The sequence below is a fragment of the Campylobacter concisus genome (assembly GCF_003048375.1).
GTDB classification, from domain to species: domain Bacteria; phylum Campylobacterota; class Campylobacteria; order Campylobacterales; family Campylobacteraceae; genus Campylobacter_A; species Campylobacter_A concisus_T.
The window spans coordinates 247750-264741 of record NZ_CP021642.1; the positions used below are offsets into that span (position 1 = coordinate 247750).

At 40.1% G+C, this 16992-nt stretch carries 16 protein-coding genes; 14 read left to right on the plus strand and 2 right to left on the minus strand.

Annotated elements, in window-relative coordinates:
* The first annotated feature begins 141 nt into the window (after nucleotides 1-141).
* The 4 genes from mnmG (at nucleotide 142) to CCS77_RS01285 (ending at nucleotide 5169) form a co-directional block, all read left to right on the plus strand.
* Entirely contained in the window at nucleotides 142-2004 is a 1863-nt protein-coding gene (mnmG, locus tag CCS77_RS01270) for a tRNA uridine-5-carboxymethylaminomethyl(34) synthesis enzyme MnmG (protein WP_107916335.1), read from the plus strand.
* 363 nt (nucleotides 2005-2367) lie between these two features.
* Nucleotides 2368-2871 (plus strand): ubiquinol-cytochrome c reductase iron-sulfur subunit, encoded by a 504-nt coding sequence (petA, locus tag CCS77_RS01275; RefSeq protein ID WP_107916336.1) that lies wholly within the window; start codon nucleotides 2368-2370, stop codon nucleotides 2869-2871.
* A gap of 10 nt (nucleotides 2872-2881) precedes the next feature.
* Complete coding sequence (locus tag CCS77_RS01280) at nucleotides 2882-4126, plus strand: cytochrome b (protein ID WP_002939231.1); 1245 nt, start codon at nucleotides 2882-2884, stop codon at nucleotides 4124-4126.
* Nucleotides 4127-4128: 2 nt separating this feature from the next.
* Nucleotides 4129-5169: a c-type cytochrome gene (locus CCS77_RS01285; protein ID WP_107916337.1), complete on the plus strand. Its 1041-nt coding sequence runs from the start codon at nucleotides 4129-4131 to the stop codon at nucleotides 5167-5169.
* Between the two features lie 477 nt (nucleotides 5170-5646).
* Here CCS77_RS01285 and CCS77_RS01290 read toward each other — a convergent pair whose 3' ends face one another.
* On the minus strand, nucleotides 5647-5934 hold the full coding sequence (locus tag CCS77_RS01290) for a hypothetical protein (RefSeq protein WP_087581727.1): 288 nt from the start codon (nucleotides 5932-5934) through the stop codon (nucleotides 5647-5649).
* 44 nt (nucleotides 5935-5978) lie between these two features.
* On the minus strand, nucleotides 5979-7064 hold the full coding sequence (locus CCS77_RS01295) for an MBL fold metallo-hydrolase (RefSeq protein WP_107916338.1): 1086 nt from the start codon (nucleotides 7062-7064) through the stop codon (nucleotides 5979-5981).
* A 417-nt stretch (nucleotides 7065-7481) separates the two neighbouring features.
* On the opposite strand from CCS77_RS01295, the gene CCS77_RS01300 reads away from it, so the two are divergent.
* From CCS77_RS01300 to CCS77_RS01345, 10 genes are read left to right on the plus strand one after another with little or no spacing between them, the layout of a single operon-like run.
* Entirely contained in the window at nucleotides 7482-8051 is a 570-nt protein-coding gene (locus tag CCS77_RS01300) for a 4Fe-4S dicluster domain-containing protein (protein WP_009294859.1), read from the plus strand.
* 1 nt (nucleotide 8052) lies between these two features.
* Nucleotides 8053-10020, plus strand: a complete 1968-nt coding sequence (locus tag CCS77_RS01305; protein WP_107916339.1) for a proton-conducting transporter membrane subunit — start codon at nucleotides 8053-8055, stop codon at nucleotides 10018-10020.
* A gap of 9 nt (nucleotides 10021-10029) precedes the next feature.
* Nucleotides 10030-10950 (plus strand): respiratory chain complex I subunit 1 family protein, encoded by a 921-nt coding sequence (locus tag CCS77_RS01310; protein ID WP_002939300.1) that lies wholly within the window; start codon nucleotides 10030-10032, stop codon nucleotides 10948-10950.
* Between the two features lies 1 nt (nucleotide 10951).
* A complete protein-coding gene (gene hyfE / locus CCS77_RS01315) occupies nucleotides 10952-11596 on the plus strand; it encodes a hydrogenase 4 membrane subunit (protein ID WP_012001181.1) in 645 nt (214 codons plus the stop codon).
* Between the two features lie 2 nt (nucleotides 11597-11598).
* Nucleotides 11599-13080: a hydrogenase 4 subunit F gene (locus CCS77_RS01320; protein WP_107916340.1), complete on the plus strand. Its 1482-nt coding sequence runs from the start codon at nucleotides 11599-11601 to the stop codon at nucleotides 13078-13080.
* On the plus strand, nucleotides 13077-14813 hold the full coding sequence (locus CCS77_RS01325; RefSeq protein WP_009294856.1) for an NADH-quinone oxidoreductase subunit C: 1737 nt from the start codon (nucleotides 13077-13079) through the stop codon (nucleotides 14811-14813). Before CCS77_RS01320 ends, CCS77_RS01325 begins: the two co-directional genes overlap by 4 nt.
* On the plus strand, nucleotides 14810-15349 hold the full coding sequence (locus CCS77_RS01330; protein ID WP_002939210.1) for a formate hydrogenlyase complex iron-sulfur subunit: 540 nt from the start codon (nucleotides 14810-14812) through the stop codon (nucleotides 15347-15349). The genes CCS77_RS01325 and CCS77_RS01330 overlap by 4 nt, the downstream gene beginning before the upstream one ends.
* Nucleotides 15346-16170, plus strand: a complete 825-nt coding sequence (locus CCS77_RS01335) for an NADH-quinone oxidoreductase subunit B family protein (RefSeq protein ID WP_021084771.1) — start codon at nucleotides 15346-15348, stop codon at nucleotides 16168-16170. Before CCS77_RS01330 ends, CCS77_RS01335 begins: the two co-directional genes overlap by 4 nt.
* Nucleotides 16167-16511: a formate hydrogenlyase maturation HycH family protein gene (locus tag CCS77_RS01340; protein WP_002939326.1), complete on the plus strand. Its 345-nt coding sequence runs from the start codon at nucleotides 16167-16169 to the stop codon at nucleotides 16509-16511. Before CCS77_RS01335 ends, CCS77_RS01340 begins: the two co-directional genes overlap by 4 nt.
* Nucleotides 16511-16957 carry a hydrogenase 3 maturation endopeptidase HyCI gene (locus CCS77_RS01345; protein ID WP_021085388.1) on the plus strand — a complete coding sequence of 149 codons (447 nt, stop codon included), beginning with the start codon at nucleotides 16511-16513 and terminating at the stop codon, nucleotides 16955-16957. Before CCS77_RS01340 ends, CCS77_RS01345 begins: the two co-directional genes overlap by 1 nt.
* Nucleotides 16958-16992: the final 35 nt, after the last annotated feature.

Consider the following 16992-nt stretch of genomic DNA (forward strand, 5'->3'; position numbering starts at 1 on the left):
TAAATCTAACAGCAAAATATTTAAAATATCATTAATAAAAAACTCTAGCCATAAATTTTGTGGTGAAATTTCTTTGAAAAAATTTAAATTTTATATGCTTTTTGATAAAATCCGCCTATCAAAAATAAGGAAAAATTTATCATGGACTATGAAATCATCGTCGTTGGCGGCGGACATGCTGGCATTGAGGCAAGTCTTGCGGCTGCTAGAATGGGCAAACAAACTTTACTGATCACTATCTTAGCCGAGCAAATAGGCGCTGCAAGCTGTAATCCAGCCATCGGCGGCCTTGCAAAGGGACATCTTGTAAAAGAGATAGACGCACTTGGCGGTCAAATGGGGCTCACGACTGATGCTGTTGGTATCCAGTTTCGCGTGCTAAATGAGAGCAAAGGCTCAGCAGTACGTGGTAGCCGCGCTCAAATCGATATGGATAGATACCGCGTTTATATGAGAAATTTGCTTTTAAACACTCCAAATTTAGAAATTTCTCAAGAGATCGCCACTGAAATTTTAAGTGAAAATGGCGAAGTAACTGGCGTTAAAACCCACCTAAATAACACCTATAACGCAAAAAAAGTGATAATTACAACTGGCACATTTTTAAACGGGCTAATCCACGTTGGATTTAACAAACTTGAAGCTGGTCGTGTGGGCGAGCTAAGCGCAAAGGATCTAAGCTCTAGCCTAAGAGAGCTTGGGCTAAATTTAGGCAGGCTAAAGACTGGAACATGCCCAAGGATCGACGCAAAAACTATAAATTTTGAAATTTTAGAAAAGCAAGATGGCGATGCAAAACCAGTTGCATTTAGCTTTAGAACTAAAAATTTCTCTCCAACGCAGCTACCATGCTACATCGCCTATACAAACGAAACCACCCATGAGATAATACGCTCAAATTTTGACAAAGCACCGCTTTTTACAGGCCAGATCGAGGGCATAGGACCAAGATATTGTCCTAGTATCGAGGATAAGATAAACCGCTTTGGCGACCGCGACAGACACCACCTTTTCATCGAGCCTCAGACCCTTGAAGCGACAGAGTACTACATAAACGGCTTTTCAACGAGCCTACCTTATGAGGTGCAAGTGCAGATGCTACGCTCTGTAAAGGGCTTTGAAAATGCCAAAATAGTAAGGCATGGATACGCCATCGAGTACGACTACGTCGAGCCAACGCAGCTAAAACATAGCCTAGAGACCAAAAAAGTAAAAGGGCTATACTTGGCTGGGCAGATAAATGGCACGACAGGATACGAGGAGGCAGGCGCTCAGGGGCTAATGGCTGGTATAAATGCAGCTCTTTCGCTGGATAACAAAGAGCCGCTCATCTTGCGCCGTGATGAGGCGTATATCGGCGTTTTAATAGATGATCTTGTCACAAAAGGGACAAAAGAGCCATATAGGATGTTTACGAGTAGGGCGGAGTATCGCTTGCTTTTGCGTGAGGAAAATGCCATTTTAAGGCTTGGCAGATATGGCCATGAGCTTGGGCTGATTGATGATGAGACTTTTAATGAGATAGAAAATATAAGAAGAAATTTAAAAGAGGGGTTAGAGTTTTTAAACGAGACTCAGATCACGCCAAGCAAGGCAAATTTAGAGCTTTTAGCAAGTCTTGATGAAGAGCCGATCAGCCAAAACGTGAGCCTTCAAAAGATAGTCGCTAGAAAGAGCTTCACGGCTGAGAAACTAAGAAAGCTTGATGAGAGATTTGCCACACTTGATGATGCGAGTATGGATCAAATTTTAACCGAGTGCAAGTATCAGCACTACATCAGCGAACAAAAAAATCAGATAGAAAAAATGAAAGATATGATGGATGTGAAAATCCCCGAAAATTTCGACTTTAGAAGCATAAGCGGACTTAGCAATGAAGTGGTTGAAAAGCTTGAGAAATTTGCCCCGCCAACGCTCTTTGCGGCGAGTGAAATTTCAGGTATCACGCCAGCAGCGATCGATATCTTGCATATCTACATAAAGATGAGCGAGAAAAAGGCTTAAATTTAAGCCTTTTATGGTTTTAAAGTTTAACTAGCATTTAAAATTGAAAACAAAGCTTCTCATTTTTAATAGTTGCTATTTATAATTTTTTAAGTTTAATAAATTTTATTATTAAAATTTTCTATTTTACAAATGCTAAAATAGAAAATTTTTTTATCTTAACGTTTAGACATTAGATCAAATTTCTCTTTTATAAAAAGCTTAAAGTCATGATATACAGGCATTTTTAGATAAATTTATTTCAAATTTTAGTATAAAAAAAGCTTAAATTCACTTTATTTTTACAAACTATATTGTGAGATTATAGTTTTTTAATTTTTTGAGAGTATAATCGTTTAAATTTTATTTATAGAAAGGAAATTAATGTCAGTAAAGCAAGAAAGACGAAGCTTTATCGGCCTTGCATTTGGTGCCGTGGCAGCTGTTGGTGGCGCGATGTCACTAGTTGCCATGAAAAAGACCTGGGATCCGCTCCCTAGCGTAAAAGCTGCTGGTTTTACAACTGTTGATCTAAGCCCGATCAAAGATGGCGAGATGAGACAGGTTGAGTGGCGTAAAAAGCCTATTTTCATCCTCAAAAAAAGCCCAGATATGGCTAAAAACGACAAGAGAGATGTAGTCGTTGGAGATGCGAGATATATCGTAGTTATCGGACTTTGCACACACCTAGGATGTATCCCTGAGTACAAGTCTAGCAAGCAAATGTTTGTCTGTGCCTGTCATGGCGGCGAATTTAACGTTGATGGCGTGCAAACATACGGACCTCCACCAAGACCGCTTGACATCCCACCGTTTAAGATCGATGGTACCAAGCTAGTTCTAGGCGAAACAAGCCCAGAATACGAAAAATTAGTAGCTAAAGCTTAGGAGGTTAGCGATGTCTTTATCTCATAAATCAACTGGCGTTATTGACTGGCTTGACCAACGCCTAGCTTTTACAAAGCTTATGAAGGTTCTAGTTAGCGAATACTGGATCCCAAAAAATATAAATTTCCTTTGGGCGATGGGCGTTATCCTAACGACGCTTTTTTTGCTTTTGATCATCACTGGCTATTTGCTTATGATGTATTACAAGCCAGATGTAAATTTGGCCTTTGACAGCGTAAATTACACTATCATGCAAGAGGTCGAGTATGGCTGGCTTTGGCGTCATATCCACGCAGTTTCAGCTTCTACGATATTTCTTATCATGTATATCCACTTGCTTACTGGACTTTACTACGGCTCATACAAAAGAGGCAGAGAGGTTATTTGGGTAAGCGGCATGGTGCTATTTATCTGCTTTTCAGCAGAGGCATTTAGTGGCTATATGCTCCCATGGGGTCAGATGAGCTACTGGGCGGCGACTGTTATCACTCAGCTTTTTGGTGGTGTGCCAGTTATCGGCGATGCTTTGGTTGAGTGGATCAGGGGTGACTACGCAGTTGGCGACTCAACACTTACTAGATTTTTCATGCTTCACGTCTGCTTGCTACCACTTGTAACTATCGTTGTTTTGGTTATCCACTTCTACTCATTAAGAGTTCCTCACGTAAATAACCTAACAAGCGAAGATATCGACTTTGAAGTAGAGGCGCAAGAGTATCTACACGGTGACAGAGCAAAAGCTAAAGTTATACCATTTTGGCCAGGATTTTTGGCAAAAGACTTCATGTATGTATCATTTTTCATGATCTTTGTCATCTATCTTGTTTGCTATCACTTCAACTTTGCGATGGATCCTATCAATTTTGAGCCAGCAAATCCGCTAAAAACTCCACCACACATCTACCCAGAGTGGTACTTCTTGTGGCAATATGAAATTTTACGTGGCTTCTTCTTTGATATAGCTGGAATTTCAGCTTATAACATCGGACTTATCGCATTTGCCTTTGCAGGCGTTGCGTTTATGCTTATACCGCTTTTTGATAGAAGCGATCTTGTAGCTCCAGCTCACAAAAGACCACTATTTTTCGTATGGTTTTGGGTGCTAGTTGCAGACCTTATCGTATTATCTATATATGGCAAGCTCCCAACAGGCGGCATCAACGACTGGATAGGATTTTACGCGTCACTATTATTTTTAGTGCTATTTATAATCGCACTTCCAGTTATTACAATACTTGAAAGAAAAAGGGGCTAATCATGAAAGAGCTTAAAATTTTTGCCATCGTTGTTATCCTTTCAGGTATTTTATACTGGGGCATCGAGCCTTACGCTCACACAAAGCTTCATCCGCACACTGCAAATGCTGAGTACAACTTCTCAAAAGAAGATACTGACTACGCAAAGCACTTTTTAGAGCAGAAAAAAGAGGCGCTTGAGGTTGCTAAAGCTAGTGGTAACAAAGCTAGTATAGAAGCGGCTACAAAAGATGTCGAGACAGCACAAAAAATTCTTGATGACTATACAGCTTTTTGGGCTGATATAAACTCGATCGACCTTGCAAATGGTGATGCTACAAAAGGCGCTGAGACATTTGGCGCAGCTGGATGTACAGGATGTCACGGCATAGAAGCAGCCGGCATGCCAGCTAGTATGGACGCTGAGACAGCTAGCCAAAGCTTTGGTGTAGTACCACCAGATATTAGCACAGCTGGTAAAATTTATGACGAGAGATTTTTAGCTGCACTTATCAAAAATCCAACTATGGCCGTAAAACTATCTCATAAATTTAACGACGAGAAGCCATATCCTATGACTGCATTTATGGGCGCTGGCGGTGATATCAATGCTGAGATCGCTGACATAGTTGCTTACCTTAAAAAAGTATCAGCTGACGCAGATGCAAAGAGCAAAATCACTGAGGAAAAGGTCTTTGCTGACGCATGTCAAAGATGCCACGATATGAAGTATGCTAAAAAATATACTCTTGGCAATAAAGTAAGCCTCGCAGCTTATATGGGCTCAAACCCACCTGATCTATCTATGATGATCCGCTCAAAAGGTGCAGACTACTTGCATAAATTTATAAACGATACTCAAAAGATGCTTCCGGGCACTGCGATGCCTAGAGTTGGCTTAAACAAAGCCGCTGAAGACGACATAGTATCTTACATCCAAAAAGTAGGTGACAGCAAAAAGGCTGAGCGTGAGAGCACTGGTATTTACGTGATGATCTACTTCTTTATCTTAGGAATCTTTGCTTGGCTTTGGAAACGCAAAGTTTGGAGCGAACTCCACTAAAATTTAAGAGCCTTTTTGGCTCTTAAATTCTCTCAAGTAAATTTACATATATAAATAGGTATATCTTTAAATTTATTCTTTTACAAATTTAATCAAACTATCTTTGCAAATTTTAAAATTCCACTCACTCGCAAGAGTTGACTACTAAAATTTGGCTTCGCTTACAGCTTAGCTCAAATTTTAGAGCCGAAATTGCTCGTTCATGAAATTTTAAAATTTGTTTTTATTGATTGACTAGCTTAAATTTAGAGGTTAAAAGCATTTGAAAAATTTGCTGGAATTTTGCGCATGTGATATGTCGATGTGCTATCTCGCCCAGTGTGCAACAGGTATTTGGCAAAAGATGTGACAATCGCAAGGATATTAACAGCCACTAAGCGAGTAAATTTACATTTTTTGGCAAATTTACTCAGCAAAAAACCACATAAATTTACGCAAAACAGCCAATTTAGCTCGCCGTAAAGCCACACTAAATGGCTAAATTTCCTTGGCGATCTTGCTCATTTTGTTTATCAGCTCTTCACGCTCGCTTGATTTTAGGTTGCCGTATTGAAGCTTTGTCATCATCTGCATGAAGTCAAACTGCTTAAACATCTGCGCATCGCTCTTTAGCTCTTTTTCAAGCTTTTCGTAGATCTTCTCCGTCTCTTTGTTGGCTTTTTCTAAATTTTGCAAAAAGCTTCCAGTAGCGCTTGCATCAAGGTCGTTTTTTGCTGCCTTGTCGATGGCATTTTTTAAATTTGATAAATTTTCAGAAATTTTCATCTGCACTTCCTTTTGGATTTTAAAATTTAGAGCAAATTTTATTCCTAAATTTCATCCCACCACTTTTTTCTAGGTGGATTTTGCACGCTGAAAACCTCTCCAATCATCGGCGTTGCGTAGTTTAGCTCAAGTTTTGTCGCCGCCTTTTCAAAACGCTTGATCGGCTCATTCCAGGCGTGATAAGAAAGATCAAACTTGCCCCAGTGTACCGGCACGCCAAGCCTTGCACCAATATCTTTTAGCGCTTGCGCCGACTCCTCTGGCTTCATATGCACGTAGGGCCAGCCATCGCTGTAAGCGCCATTTTCTATAAAAACTAGATCAAAGCCGCCAAATTTCTCATTTATCATCTTAAAATGCTTGCCATATCCGCCGTCTCCGCTAAAATAAAAGCTAAAGCCGTCCTCTTTAACCGCCCAGCCACCCCAAAGCGTGGTATTTCTTTTAAATGTGCGCCCGCTAAAGTGCCTTGAGGGGCAAAAAGTGAAGTTTAAATTTTCTATTTTTAGATCATTAAACCAGTCAAACTCGTAAATTTTGCCTTCATCCACGCCCCATTTTACAAGGTGAGCCTTGACGCCAAGTGGCACTAGAAATTTAGCTATCCTATCCTTTAGCTCAAGGATTGTTTTATAGTCAAGATGGTCGTAGTGGTCGTGCGAGATGAGGGCGATGTCGATCACCTCTGGGTAGTCGCCAGCGGTGATGGCGTGCTCGTAGGCAAAGGGCTTGCCGCCAAGTGGGAGAGGGAATGCTCGGTGTAAAACTGGGTCTGTGATGATGATCTTATCATCAAGCTTGCAGATGAGGCTAACGTGCCCAAGCCAGATAAACTCGCCATTTTTGAGGGCGTTTGCGTCAAATTTTAAATTTGGCAAAGGGCGCTTTGGTAGCTTGTCTTTTGGTGGAAAGAGTGCTTGAGGGACGTAATTTAGCATAGACGCTTGCGGATTTTTCTTTACCATATCAATCGTCGGCTCTAAATTTATAAAAACTTTGCCATTAAAATTTGGCGAAGCCTCTATCAGCTTTTGGCTCTTGGCGTCTGGTGTGCCACCAAAAACAGGGGCAAATTTCATAAAAGCAAAAACTGAAGCGATAAACAAAACTATGACTATAAAAATTTCCATCAATGACCTTTTTAAATTTAAAAGTTGGATTATATTTTAGATTTTTAAATTTCAGTTTCATTTAATTAACCCAAGCTTAAAAAACTAATTTTTAAATTTAAACTTAATTAAGATAATTTTACTCTTTTTACTAATTATCTGTTATGAAATATTAATCTTTTTTGATTAATCACACGATAATAACGCCGTTTAATAGCATATCTTAAACTAATATAAAATAAAAATTTAATTTCAAAAATACAAAATTTGTCAGATAGCTGACGGAATTTAATCGCCAGAAGTTATAGAATTGTTTCAAAAATTTCAGGAAGGAGCGTTTGAGATGTTAAATAAAAATTTAACTATCTCTATTCATGTGATTAACAATCACTCTATTAGTGAGCAGGGCGGTCTTGCCTTGTTTTTTAGGAGGAATTTATGAAAAAACATAAATTTGTGATTGCCGATTCTAAACGCTGCATAGGATGTGCGACCTGTATGGCTGCATGTTTTAAAAGTGCTTATGAACGCGGCAAACTATCACGTGCAAGGCTAAGCGTCTTAAGAGAAGCTAGCGGTGTTATGCCGACTCAGTGCAGACAATGCGACGATGGCCCTTGCGCAAATGTATGCCCAACTGGAGCGTTGCGATTTAACGATAATTGCATCGAACTTCACGAGGAAATTTGTATAGGTTGCAAGATGTGCACGATCGCTTGCCCTTATGGTGCGATAAGCTCAAGTGCAGAGCTTATGCCTTCAGTAAATTACGCTGTCGAGCCAAAATACTATCTTGAAGTAGAGTCACAATCAGGCGCAAAAAACATCGCAGTAAAATGTGATATGTGCTTTGGCCGTGAAAATGGACCAGCTTGCGTTGATGTATGCCCAACAAGCGCTCTTATAATGGTTGATCCAGAAGAGGGCAAACATAAGCTTGGCAAGAGGATAGACTACGATGCAGCGAATAAATTTGCTACTAAAATTTTAAACGGACAAGGAGCATAAGATGACTACGGTTTATATGCTATTTCTTGTAAGTGCCGTCGTTAGTATCTTGCTCTACTGCGCTCCAAAAGCCGCTGTTAAAGTTGGTTTTGGACTAAGTGCTATAAGCTGCTTTTATGCGATGTGTCACTTCGTTGCAAATATGGGAGTAAGTGATAGCTTTGCTCTTATGGATGGCTTTTTGTATTCGCCAAAATTTGCGCTAAATCCACTTGGAAATTTCTTCAGCTTTGTCGTTGTTTTCATCGGATTTGCAAGTAGTGTTTATGGTATGAGCTATGCAGAAGAGTACATAAAAAAAGCAAATGTTGGTGTGTTTGCATGTTTGTTTAACACATTTATCCTTTCAATGCTTCTAGTAATCAGCGCTGATAATGTATTTTGCTTTGTTGTTTTATGGGAGCTTATGACTCTTGTATCATCATTTCTTATCATCGTCAATGACGGTAAAAATACACTTAAAGCGGTTATGGTATATCTTGGTATCGCACAAATTGGTGCATTTTGTATAACCTGTGGATTGCTTATCACAGCTTACTATGCAGGAAGCTTTGAATTTAGCGCATTTATGGGTGTTAAGATGCCATTTGGCGCTTCTGCTGCTGTATTTATACTATTCTTGGTCGGCTTTGGTAGTAAAGCTGGTATGTGGCCATTCCACGTTTGGCTTCCACAAGCTCACCCAGCAGCACCATCAAATGTTTCAGCCCTTATGTCAGGCGTTATGATTAAAGTTGCTCTATTTACTCTAGTTAAATTTACACTTTATCTACCACTTAGCACATACTTTGGTCTTACAATACTCGCTCTTGGTGCAGCTAGCTCACTATTTGGTGTTTTATACGCTCTTTGCCAACACGACTTTAAGGCTTTGCTTGCTTACCACTCAGTTGAGAACATAGGCATCATCTTGCTAGGTCTTGGTACTGGTATCTACGGCGTTGCAGCTGGAAATTTAACACTTGCAGCAGTAGGTTTTCTAGCAGGTTGCTACCACGTAGTCAATCACGCTATATTTAAAGGTCTGCTTTTCCTTTGCGCTGGTTCAGTTATCCACGCTACTCATACACAAAATATGGACATCCTTGGTGGTCTTGCTAAAAAAATGCCATGGACAAGCCTTGGTATGTTTATAGGTATCATGGGTATCGCAGCTTTACCTCCAGTAAATGGCTTTGTTTCAGAGTGGTTTACATATCAAGGTATGCTTCAAGGTGCGATGGGAGAAGGAACATTGGTTAGATATGCATTTACACTTGGCGTCGTAGCTCTTGCGCTAACAGGCGTTTTGGTTGGTATGCACCTTAAACTTTACGCTGTTATCTTTGCAGGTACTCCAAGAGATCAAAAAATTTGGGAAAATGCTAAAGAGAGTCCGATAGGTATGGTTCTTGGTATGATCATCTTAATGATAGGCTGCGTTGGCTTTGGTCTTGGCGCAAACTACATAGTTGATTACATCATGCAAGCTGTAAATTCTATCACTATAAGCGACTATAAAGCTAGCCTTGGTGCTATAAATGTAACTTCACCTATGGGCAGCATGATCTCAACTCCACTTATCGCTTTAGTCCTATGTGCAACTATGATTTTGCCATTTATCATCCTTGCTGTTATGAAAGCAAACAGAGATAAACCACGCGAAACTGATCCTTGGGCTTGTGGCTTTAAATATAGCTCACGTATGCAAATGACAGGTGGTCCATTCACTGGCGACCTTAGAAAAATTATGCAATGGCTATTTAGAGCTGATAAAAAAGTAGTTACTAGAAATTATTTTGACGCGGTTGAGTATCACAACCATCCAAAAGATATTTGGTGGGGAATGTTTTATGAGCCAGTCATTAAATGGTGTGTGAAATTTGCTGATAAGCTAGGTATCGTTCAAAGTGGTTATACAAATGTATATGCACTTTATATCTTGCTATATCTTTGTGTCATACTTGCTGTGGGCTACTTTTTAGTTTAGGAGACGAAAATGCAAACTATACTTTTAATGATATTTCAAGTAGTCGTTATCGTTTTGGTAGCTCCTTTGTTTGATGGTATGGCAAGAAAACTTAGAGCTAAACTTCAATCAAAACAAGGTAGCGATTTCTTTCAAACATATCGCGACATTATAAAGCTTTTTAGAAGAGGAAGAACCGTCCCTGAGTGCTCTCACTGGGTATTTAGATGGGCTCCATTTTTCCTTTTTGCAACTTCAGCTGCAGTGCTAGCTGCTATACCTATCACTTATAGCAAAGACACTGTATTTGGAGCTTACTCAGATATATTTGTTATCCTCTATCTTGGTGCGCTACTTAGATTTGTATTTGGTGCAGCTTCAATGGATAGCGGCAACCCATTTGCAGCAACAGGTGGTGGCAGGGAGCAAATGCTTGGTGTTTATGTTGAGCCAGTTATGATTATGTGCTTAATCGTAGTTATGCTTGCAGCTAAAACATCAAATTTAGTTGAGATCCAAGAGATGGTAAGAACTGGCGTTATCGGATATCAAATTCCAAGTTTTGCCGTTGCTTCTATCGCATTTTTGTGGTGTATGTATGTTGAGACTGGTAGAAAGCCATTTGACTTAGCTGAAGCAGAACAAGAGCTTCAAGAGGGTGTTCTTGGTGAGTATGCTGGTAGCGACCTTGGCTTAGTTCAAGCATCACTTATATTAAAACAGTTTGCTATGATCGGACTTTTCCTAAGCATATTTGAGCCATGGAATTTTAGCAATCCTTTCTTAGCTATTATCGTTTTTGTGATAAAAACTGGAGTATTTTACGTCGCAGCTGTATTTATAGACAACTTTGGACCACGCTTTAAAATGACTTCATCTTTACGCAAAAATGCTCTTGGTGCACTTGCTATCTCGTTTGTTGCACTAACACTTTATGTAGTAGGAGCGTGAGATGCAAACACTAGATATATTAGCCATTTGCATGATCGTAACTTCGCTTGCGGTTTTTGGTCTTAGAAGCTTAAAACTCTCAATCATCGCTTATGCGATAGAGACACTACTTTTAGTTAGTATATTTTTCTTGCTATCTGAGAAATTTAACGCTGAGCAGCTAAAAACTTGGGCGATCGTTGCGTTTTTTACCAAAGTTCTTTTCGTGCCAGGAATTTTGTTCTGGCTTATCAAAAAACTTGGCGTAGTTAGCGAAGATGAGCCAGTTGGTGGATTTTTTGTAAGTCCTGTTATTGCTATGGGATTTTCTCTAGCTCTTTCAATGAGTATCCACCCTATATTTTTAAAATTCTCTCTTATCAAAGAAGAGATTATGTTAATCGCTGCTGGAACAGTCTTTATGATGGGAATTTTTGGCTTCATGCTAAGAAACTCATTTATAAAACAAATTCTAGCTTACTGCTTGTTTGAAAACGGTATCCACCTAAGCCTTGCTCTAATGGCTTACAACTCACATGAGCTAGTTGAGCTTGGAATTTTAACAGATGCGATATTTGCTGTTATTATCATGAGCGTTCTAGCGATTAGATTTTATAAAGCTTATGATAGCTTAGATACTTCTAAAGCTTCAAATTTAAGGGGTTAGAGATGGATAGTTTAGCTTTAATACTTATCTTACCGCTCCTTGGTGCTTTGATCTTGTTTTTAAGTCCTAAAAACTATGCAGTACTTAGCGGACTTCATGTCTTGTTTTCTGCTGCGACATCAGTGGCTTTACTTAACAATGTTCTTAAAGTTTTAAGTGGCGGAACTTTTTATAGTTTTGATAAATTTTTATTCTTAGATAGCTTAGGCTGTGTTTTCTTGGTGCTTATCGCCGTAACTGGACTTATAGTAAATTTCTACTCTATCCATTACATGAGATGGGAACTTGAAGATGGACACATCCACTTAAGTGATCTTAAAAAATACTACGCACTAAGCCATGTATTTATCTTTACAATGACTTTAAGCGTTATCTGCAACAACGTTGCGTTTATGTGGGCAGCTATCGAGGCTACAACACTAGCTTCTGTGTTTTTGGTTGCTATCCACAAAGATCAAAAATCAACTGAGAGTGGTTACAAATACATCGTTCTTTGTTCAATCGGTCTAGCATTTGCTCTTTATGCAACCGTTCTTCTATACTCAGCTACATATAGCACACTAGGAGACGGCGAGGCTTCTATGCAGTTTTCAAGCATAATGGAAAATGCTAAAAATCTAAATCCAGATGCAGCAAAACTTATCTTTGTGTTTGCGCTAATTGGTTTTGGTACAAAAGCTGGTCTTGCTCCAACTCACACTTGGTTGCCAGACGTTCACGCTGAAGGTCCAGCACCTATCTCAGCATTGCTATCAGGTGTACTTTTAAAATGTGCGATGCTTGCACTTTTAAGATACTACGCTATCGCAGCTCAAGCAGTTGGATTTAGCTTTGTTGAAGGCGTAATGATCGTATCAGGAACTATCACACTTTTTGTAGCAGGATTTTTCCTAATAAGACAACACAACGTAAAAAGAATGTTTGCATACCACTCAATCGTTCACATGGGTGTTATCGCATTTGCACTTGGTGTTGGCGGTAAATTTGGTCTATTTGCAGCGATATTCCACTGCTTAGCTCACAGCTTTACAAAAGCTTTGGCTTTCTGCTCAACAGGTAACATAGCAAGAATTTACGGCCACAAAGATATGAGTAAGATGGGCGGCATGGTTAAGATCGCACCTATTACAACTATTATGTTTGGTGCAGCTGTATGCTCACTAGTTGGTGTTCCAGCATTTGCTATATTTGTTAGCGAATATAACGTCTTTGTTGGAGCTATCACAAGTGGTCAATACATCGCAGTTGCGCTATTTGCTATTGCACTTGCAGTTATTTTCATAGCTGACTTTGCGCACTTTAACATGGCAAGCTTTGGCGAGCCAAAAGGTGTGGTTGTTCATAATAAAGAGATGAGTTTGTTTGAAAATTTGCCTCTTATAGCACTCTGTGCCCTTATCATAATCTTTGGCGTATGGCACGTAGATAGCTTTTATACGCTAGTAAATAACGGTGTTAATATAATGATGGGAGCTTTAAAATGAGAGGCGATAAATTTGTTGAAATCCTAAAAACAAAGGTAAAAATTTTAGAAGTAACTCGTCAAGCAGACGATCAGATCACAGTTTTAGTTGATAGAAACGATCTTCCACTAGCTGTTAAGACACTTTATTATGATATCGGTGGCTTTATAAGCACTATGATACCAAACGACGAGCGTCAGATAAATGGCTGCTATGCGCTTTACTATGCTATCTCAATGGAAGGTAGCAAGATGACTGAGGCGGATGACTTTGCAGCTGAAGATAAGTGCTTTATCACAGTTAAAACTCTTATCCCAGGAAGCGATCCGACATTCCCATCAGTTACTCCGCTTGTGCCAGCTTGTGTTTGGTATGAGAGAGAAGCTTATGATATGTTTGGCCTAGTAGCTGAGGGTCTGCCTGATAAAAGACGTCTAGTTTTAAGTGATGACTGGCCAGACGGACTTCACCCACTTAGAAAAGATGCTATGGACTACCGCTACCGCCCTGATCCAGTAGATCATAGAGATGAGCCTGATGCGGAGTTTTTGTTCCCAACAGGCGACGCAGTAGTTGATGTGCCACTTGGACCACTACACGTTACATCTGATGAGCCAGGTCACTTTAGACTTTTCTGTGACGGCGACGAGATAATCGACGCTGATTATCGCTTGTTCTATCAACACCGCGGTATGGAGAAGCTAGCTGAAAACAGAATGAACTATGATCAAATGGGCTATCTTGCAGAGCGTGTTTGCGGAATTTGTGGTTATGCTCACGCTATTGCGTGTATAGAAGCAGCAGAAAAAGCTATCAAGCTTGAAATCCCACTAAGAGCTCAAGCTATACGCGTCATCTGTCTTGAGATCGAGCGTCTTCACAGCCACCTTTTAAATATAGGTCTAGCTTGTGAGGTTACTGGTAACTACAACGCTTTCATGCATATCTTTAGGGTTCGTGAGTACTCTATGGAGCTAGCTCAACTTGTAACTGGCGGACGTAAAACATACGGCAACGTCGTTATGGGCGGCTTAAGACGTGATATGACAAACCATGAGATCAAAAAAGGCTTAGAGATCATCAACAAACTTGACATTCAAATTTCAGAAATTTGGGATGCAGTTTTGGAAGATAAACGCCAAATCGGACGCTGGAAAGGTGTAGGTATATTGGATCGTCAAATAGCACGTGACTTTAGCCCAGTTGGTCCAAATATGAGAGGCTCTGGCTTCAAACGTGATAACCGCTACGATCACCCATACGACTTCTTCAAACAGATAGAATTTGAAGTAGCAGTTGAACATGGTTGCGACGTTTTTGCTCGTGAGATGGTTAGATATAAAGAGCTAAAAAGCTCTATCCACATCATCCGCCAATGCTTTGAGATGATGCCTCAAACTCCGATCATGATCGATCCTGTGACTATGATCAAACCTGAGAATTTCGCACTTGGTCACGATGAAGCACCACGTGGTGAGAACGTCCACTGGATCATGCAAGGTAGCGCTCAAAAAGTATATCGCTGGAGATGTAGGGCTGCGACATATAACAACTGGCCAAGCCTAAGGTATCAATTTAGAGGAAACAACATAAGTGACGCTGCACTTATCGTTTGCTCACTTGACCCTTGCTACTCATGCACCGAGCGTGTTACTTTGGTTGATGTAAGGACTAAAAAAAGTAAAATTTTAACAGAAAAAGACCTTAAAAAATTCTGTCAAGATGGCGGGGTTAGTAAGAAGGATTTAAGATGATGAAGTTATTTGACATCACAGAAAAATATGGAAAGGCGACATACGCCTATCCATTTGAGCCATATATTGTGCCTGAGAATTTCCGCGGTCAGCCAGACTATACATACGATCTTTGTATAGGTTGTGCAGCTTGCGGTATCGCTTGCCCTAGTAACGCAATAGAGCTTAAGATGAACGATGAGCAAACAAGACTTGTTTGGCAGTTTGACTGTGGTCGCTGCATATTCTGCGGACGCTGCGATGAGGTTTGCCCAACTGGAGCTGTAAGACTTAGCGATAGCTTTGAGCTTGCGGTTAAATTTGACAAGAGCGCTCTTATACAAAGAGGCGAGCTTGAGATGCAAACTTGCAAATGCTGCGGCAAGCCATTTACACCAAAAAGGCTTATAAATTTCACTCTTGAAAAGCTTGGCACAGCAAATTTACTCCCAGGCAGACTTGAAGAGGCAAAAGAGTACCTTTTTATCTGCCCAGAGTGCAAGAAAAACCAATCTGCTGAGAGGCTAACAAAAGGCGTTGAGGAGGCTATAAAATGAGTCTATATCAAGTCCCAGAGGACATAAAAACAGCAAATGACCTAACTGCAAAGCTAGAGCATTTAAAAAATATCAAAAGAAGCTTTAGCGTTTATAGGATCGACTGCGGAAGCTGCAACGGTTGTGAGATCGAAATTTTCGCTGCTATCACTCCGATGTGGGATCCAGAGCGCTTTGGCTTTAAACTTGTAGCAAACCCAAGACATGCTGATATCTTGCTTTGCTCAGGACCAGTCACAAGACAGATGTATTATCCACTTCTTCGTGCTTATGAGGCAGCTCCAGATCCTAAGATTGTAGTTGCTTTTGGCGCTTGTGGTAGCACAGGTGGAATTTTCCACGATGCTTACAGCGTTTGGGGCGGTATAGATAAGATAATCCCAGTTGATGTCTATATCCCAGGATGTCCTCCACACCCAGCAAGTGTTATCTATGGTCTTGGTATGGCTCTTGGTATCATCGATCAAAAATTGCACAAAAAAAGCTATGAAAATGACAGCACTACGCCTCCACCAGTTGAGAAGTCAGTAATGGGTGATATCTTGTTTGAACGCGACTTACAAGCTGAAAGTAAAAGGCTGATGAGCTATATCTTTGGTAGAACACTATTTGAAAAATATATGGACGCTATCAAAGCCTCAAGCGATATCCACAACCCAGAGCTTGCACGTGAAGCGGTTGTAGCAGCTATCAAAAAAGAAGATGACCCTAGATATGCTGAGTGTATGGCACTTTTGCATAACGACATCTATCTAAAATACGCAAAAGCTGGTAAAAATTTTGCGATCGATGTTGATAGCGAGGTTTGGAGTAAAAGATGATTCAAGTTTATAAGCTTACAAAAAGGCATATGGACGACAACGAGAAGCTTCCACGCGAGCTAAAGGAGATAAAAATTTTCTCCACTTGCGTGGGACACGGTGTTGGTACGATTGATTTTAGCGAGAAGATCTTAGAGCTAAGCGATGAGGAATTTGACGAGATGATCAAAAACTCAGGCGAATATGTGAAATTTAAGATCGGAAATTTAAGCAAGTATTTTGAAGTTGAAATTTTTGCTGAGCATATTGCTAGACTCTTGCCACAGCTTTGTGAGTGTAAGCTTAAAGAAATTTTGGCAAATTTAAAAGAGGGTTATATCGTGCTTAGGAAGGACTTTTGATGAAAAAGGCCATCCTTTGCATCGGTAATCCTATGCGTGGCGATGATGATGTGGGCAATGAAGTCGGCCGCATCGTAGAGCAGGAGCTAAAAGAGTGGAAGGTCTTTTTTGGGCAAGATGTGCCCGAGAATGAATTTTCAGCTATTAGAGAATTTGCACCTGATATCTTGATAGTAGTCGATGCGATGAGTGGTTTTGATGAGGATAAGATAGAGTTTTTTGACCTAAGTGACGATAGAGACTACATCTACTCAACCCATAACCTCCCAACGCCAGTGCTTTTAAGCTATTTGCGAAAAATTTGCCCAAAGACGCTTTTTCTTGGCATTAGTGTCTTGCTTGAAAATGTCCTTGATTTTGAAGAGGGTCTAAGCGAGCAGGCTAAAAAAAGTGCGAGAAAAGCCTTTTTAAGAATTGTAGAGATTGATAAAAATTTAGTTGGTTAAATTTAGTAAGAGCTAAATTTAATCTGGGGTTTGCT

Coding starts and splice junctions, on each gene's coding strand:
- mnmG (WP_107916335.1), top strand. CDS start 142: ATGGACTATGAAATCATCGTCGTTGGCGGCGGACATGCTGGCATTGAG.
- CCS77_RS01345 (WP_021085388.1), top strand. CDS start 16,511: ATGAAAAAGGCCATCCTTTGCATCGGTAATCCTATGCGTGGCGATGAT.
- hyfE (WP_012001181.1), top strand. CDS start 10,952: ATGCAAACACTAGATATATTAGCCATTTGCATGATCGTAACTTCGCTT.
- CCS77_RS01280 (WP_002939231.1), top strand. CDS start 2,882: ATGTCTTTATCTCATAAATCAACTGGCGTTATTGACTGGCTTGACCAA.
- CCS77_RS01335 (WP_021084771.1), top strand. CDS start 15,346: ATGAGTCTATATCAAGTCCCAGAGGACATAAAAACAGCAAATGACCTA.
- CCS77_RS01330 (WP_002939210.1), top strand. CDS start 14,810: ATGATGAAGTTATTTGACATCACAGAAAAATATGGAAAGGCGACATAC.
- CCS77_RS01340 (WP_002939326.1), top strand. CDS start 16,167: ATGATTCAAGTTTATAAGCTTACAAAAAGGCATATGGACGACAACGAG.
- CCS77_RS01295 (WP_107916338.1), bottom strand. CDS start 7,064: ATGGAAATTTTTATAGTCATAGTTTTGTTTATCGCTTCAGTTTTTGCT.
- CCS77_RS01305 (WP_107916339.1), top strand. CDS start 8,053: ATGACTACGGTTTATATGCTATTTCTTGTAAGTGCCGTCGTTAGTATC.
- CCS77_RS01290 (WP_087581727.1), bottom strand. CDS start 5,934: ATGAAAATTTCTGAAAATTTATCAAATTTAAAAAATGCCATCGACAAG.
- CCS77_RS01285 (WP_107916337.1), top strand. CDS start 4,129: ATGAAAGAGCTTAAAATTTTTGCCATCGTTGTTATCCTTTCAGGTATT.
- CCS77_RS01310 (WP_002939300.1), top strand. CDS start 10,030: ATGCAAACTATACTTTTAATGATATTTCAAGTAGTCGTTATCGTTTTG.
- CCS77_RS01320 (WP_107916340.1), top strand. CDS start 11,599: ATGGATAGTTTAGCTTTAATACTTATCTTACCGCTCCTTGGTGCTTTG.
- CCS77_RS01300 (WP_009294859.1), top strand. CDS start 7,482: ATGAAAAAACATAAATTTGTGATTGCCGATTCTAAACGCTGCATAGGA.
- petA (WP_107916336.1), top strand. CDS start 2,368: ATGTCAGTAAAGCAAGAAAGACGAAGCTTTATCGGCCTTGCATTTGGT.
- CCS77_RS01325 (WP_009294856.1), top strand. CDS start 13,077: ATGAGAGGCGATAAATTTGTTGAAATCCTAAAAACAAAGGTAAAAATT.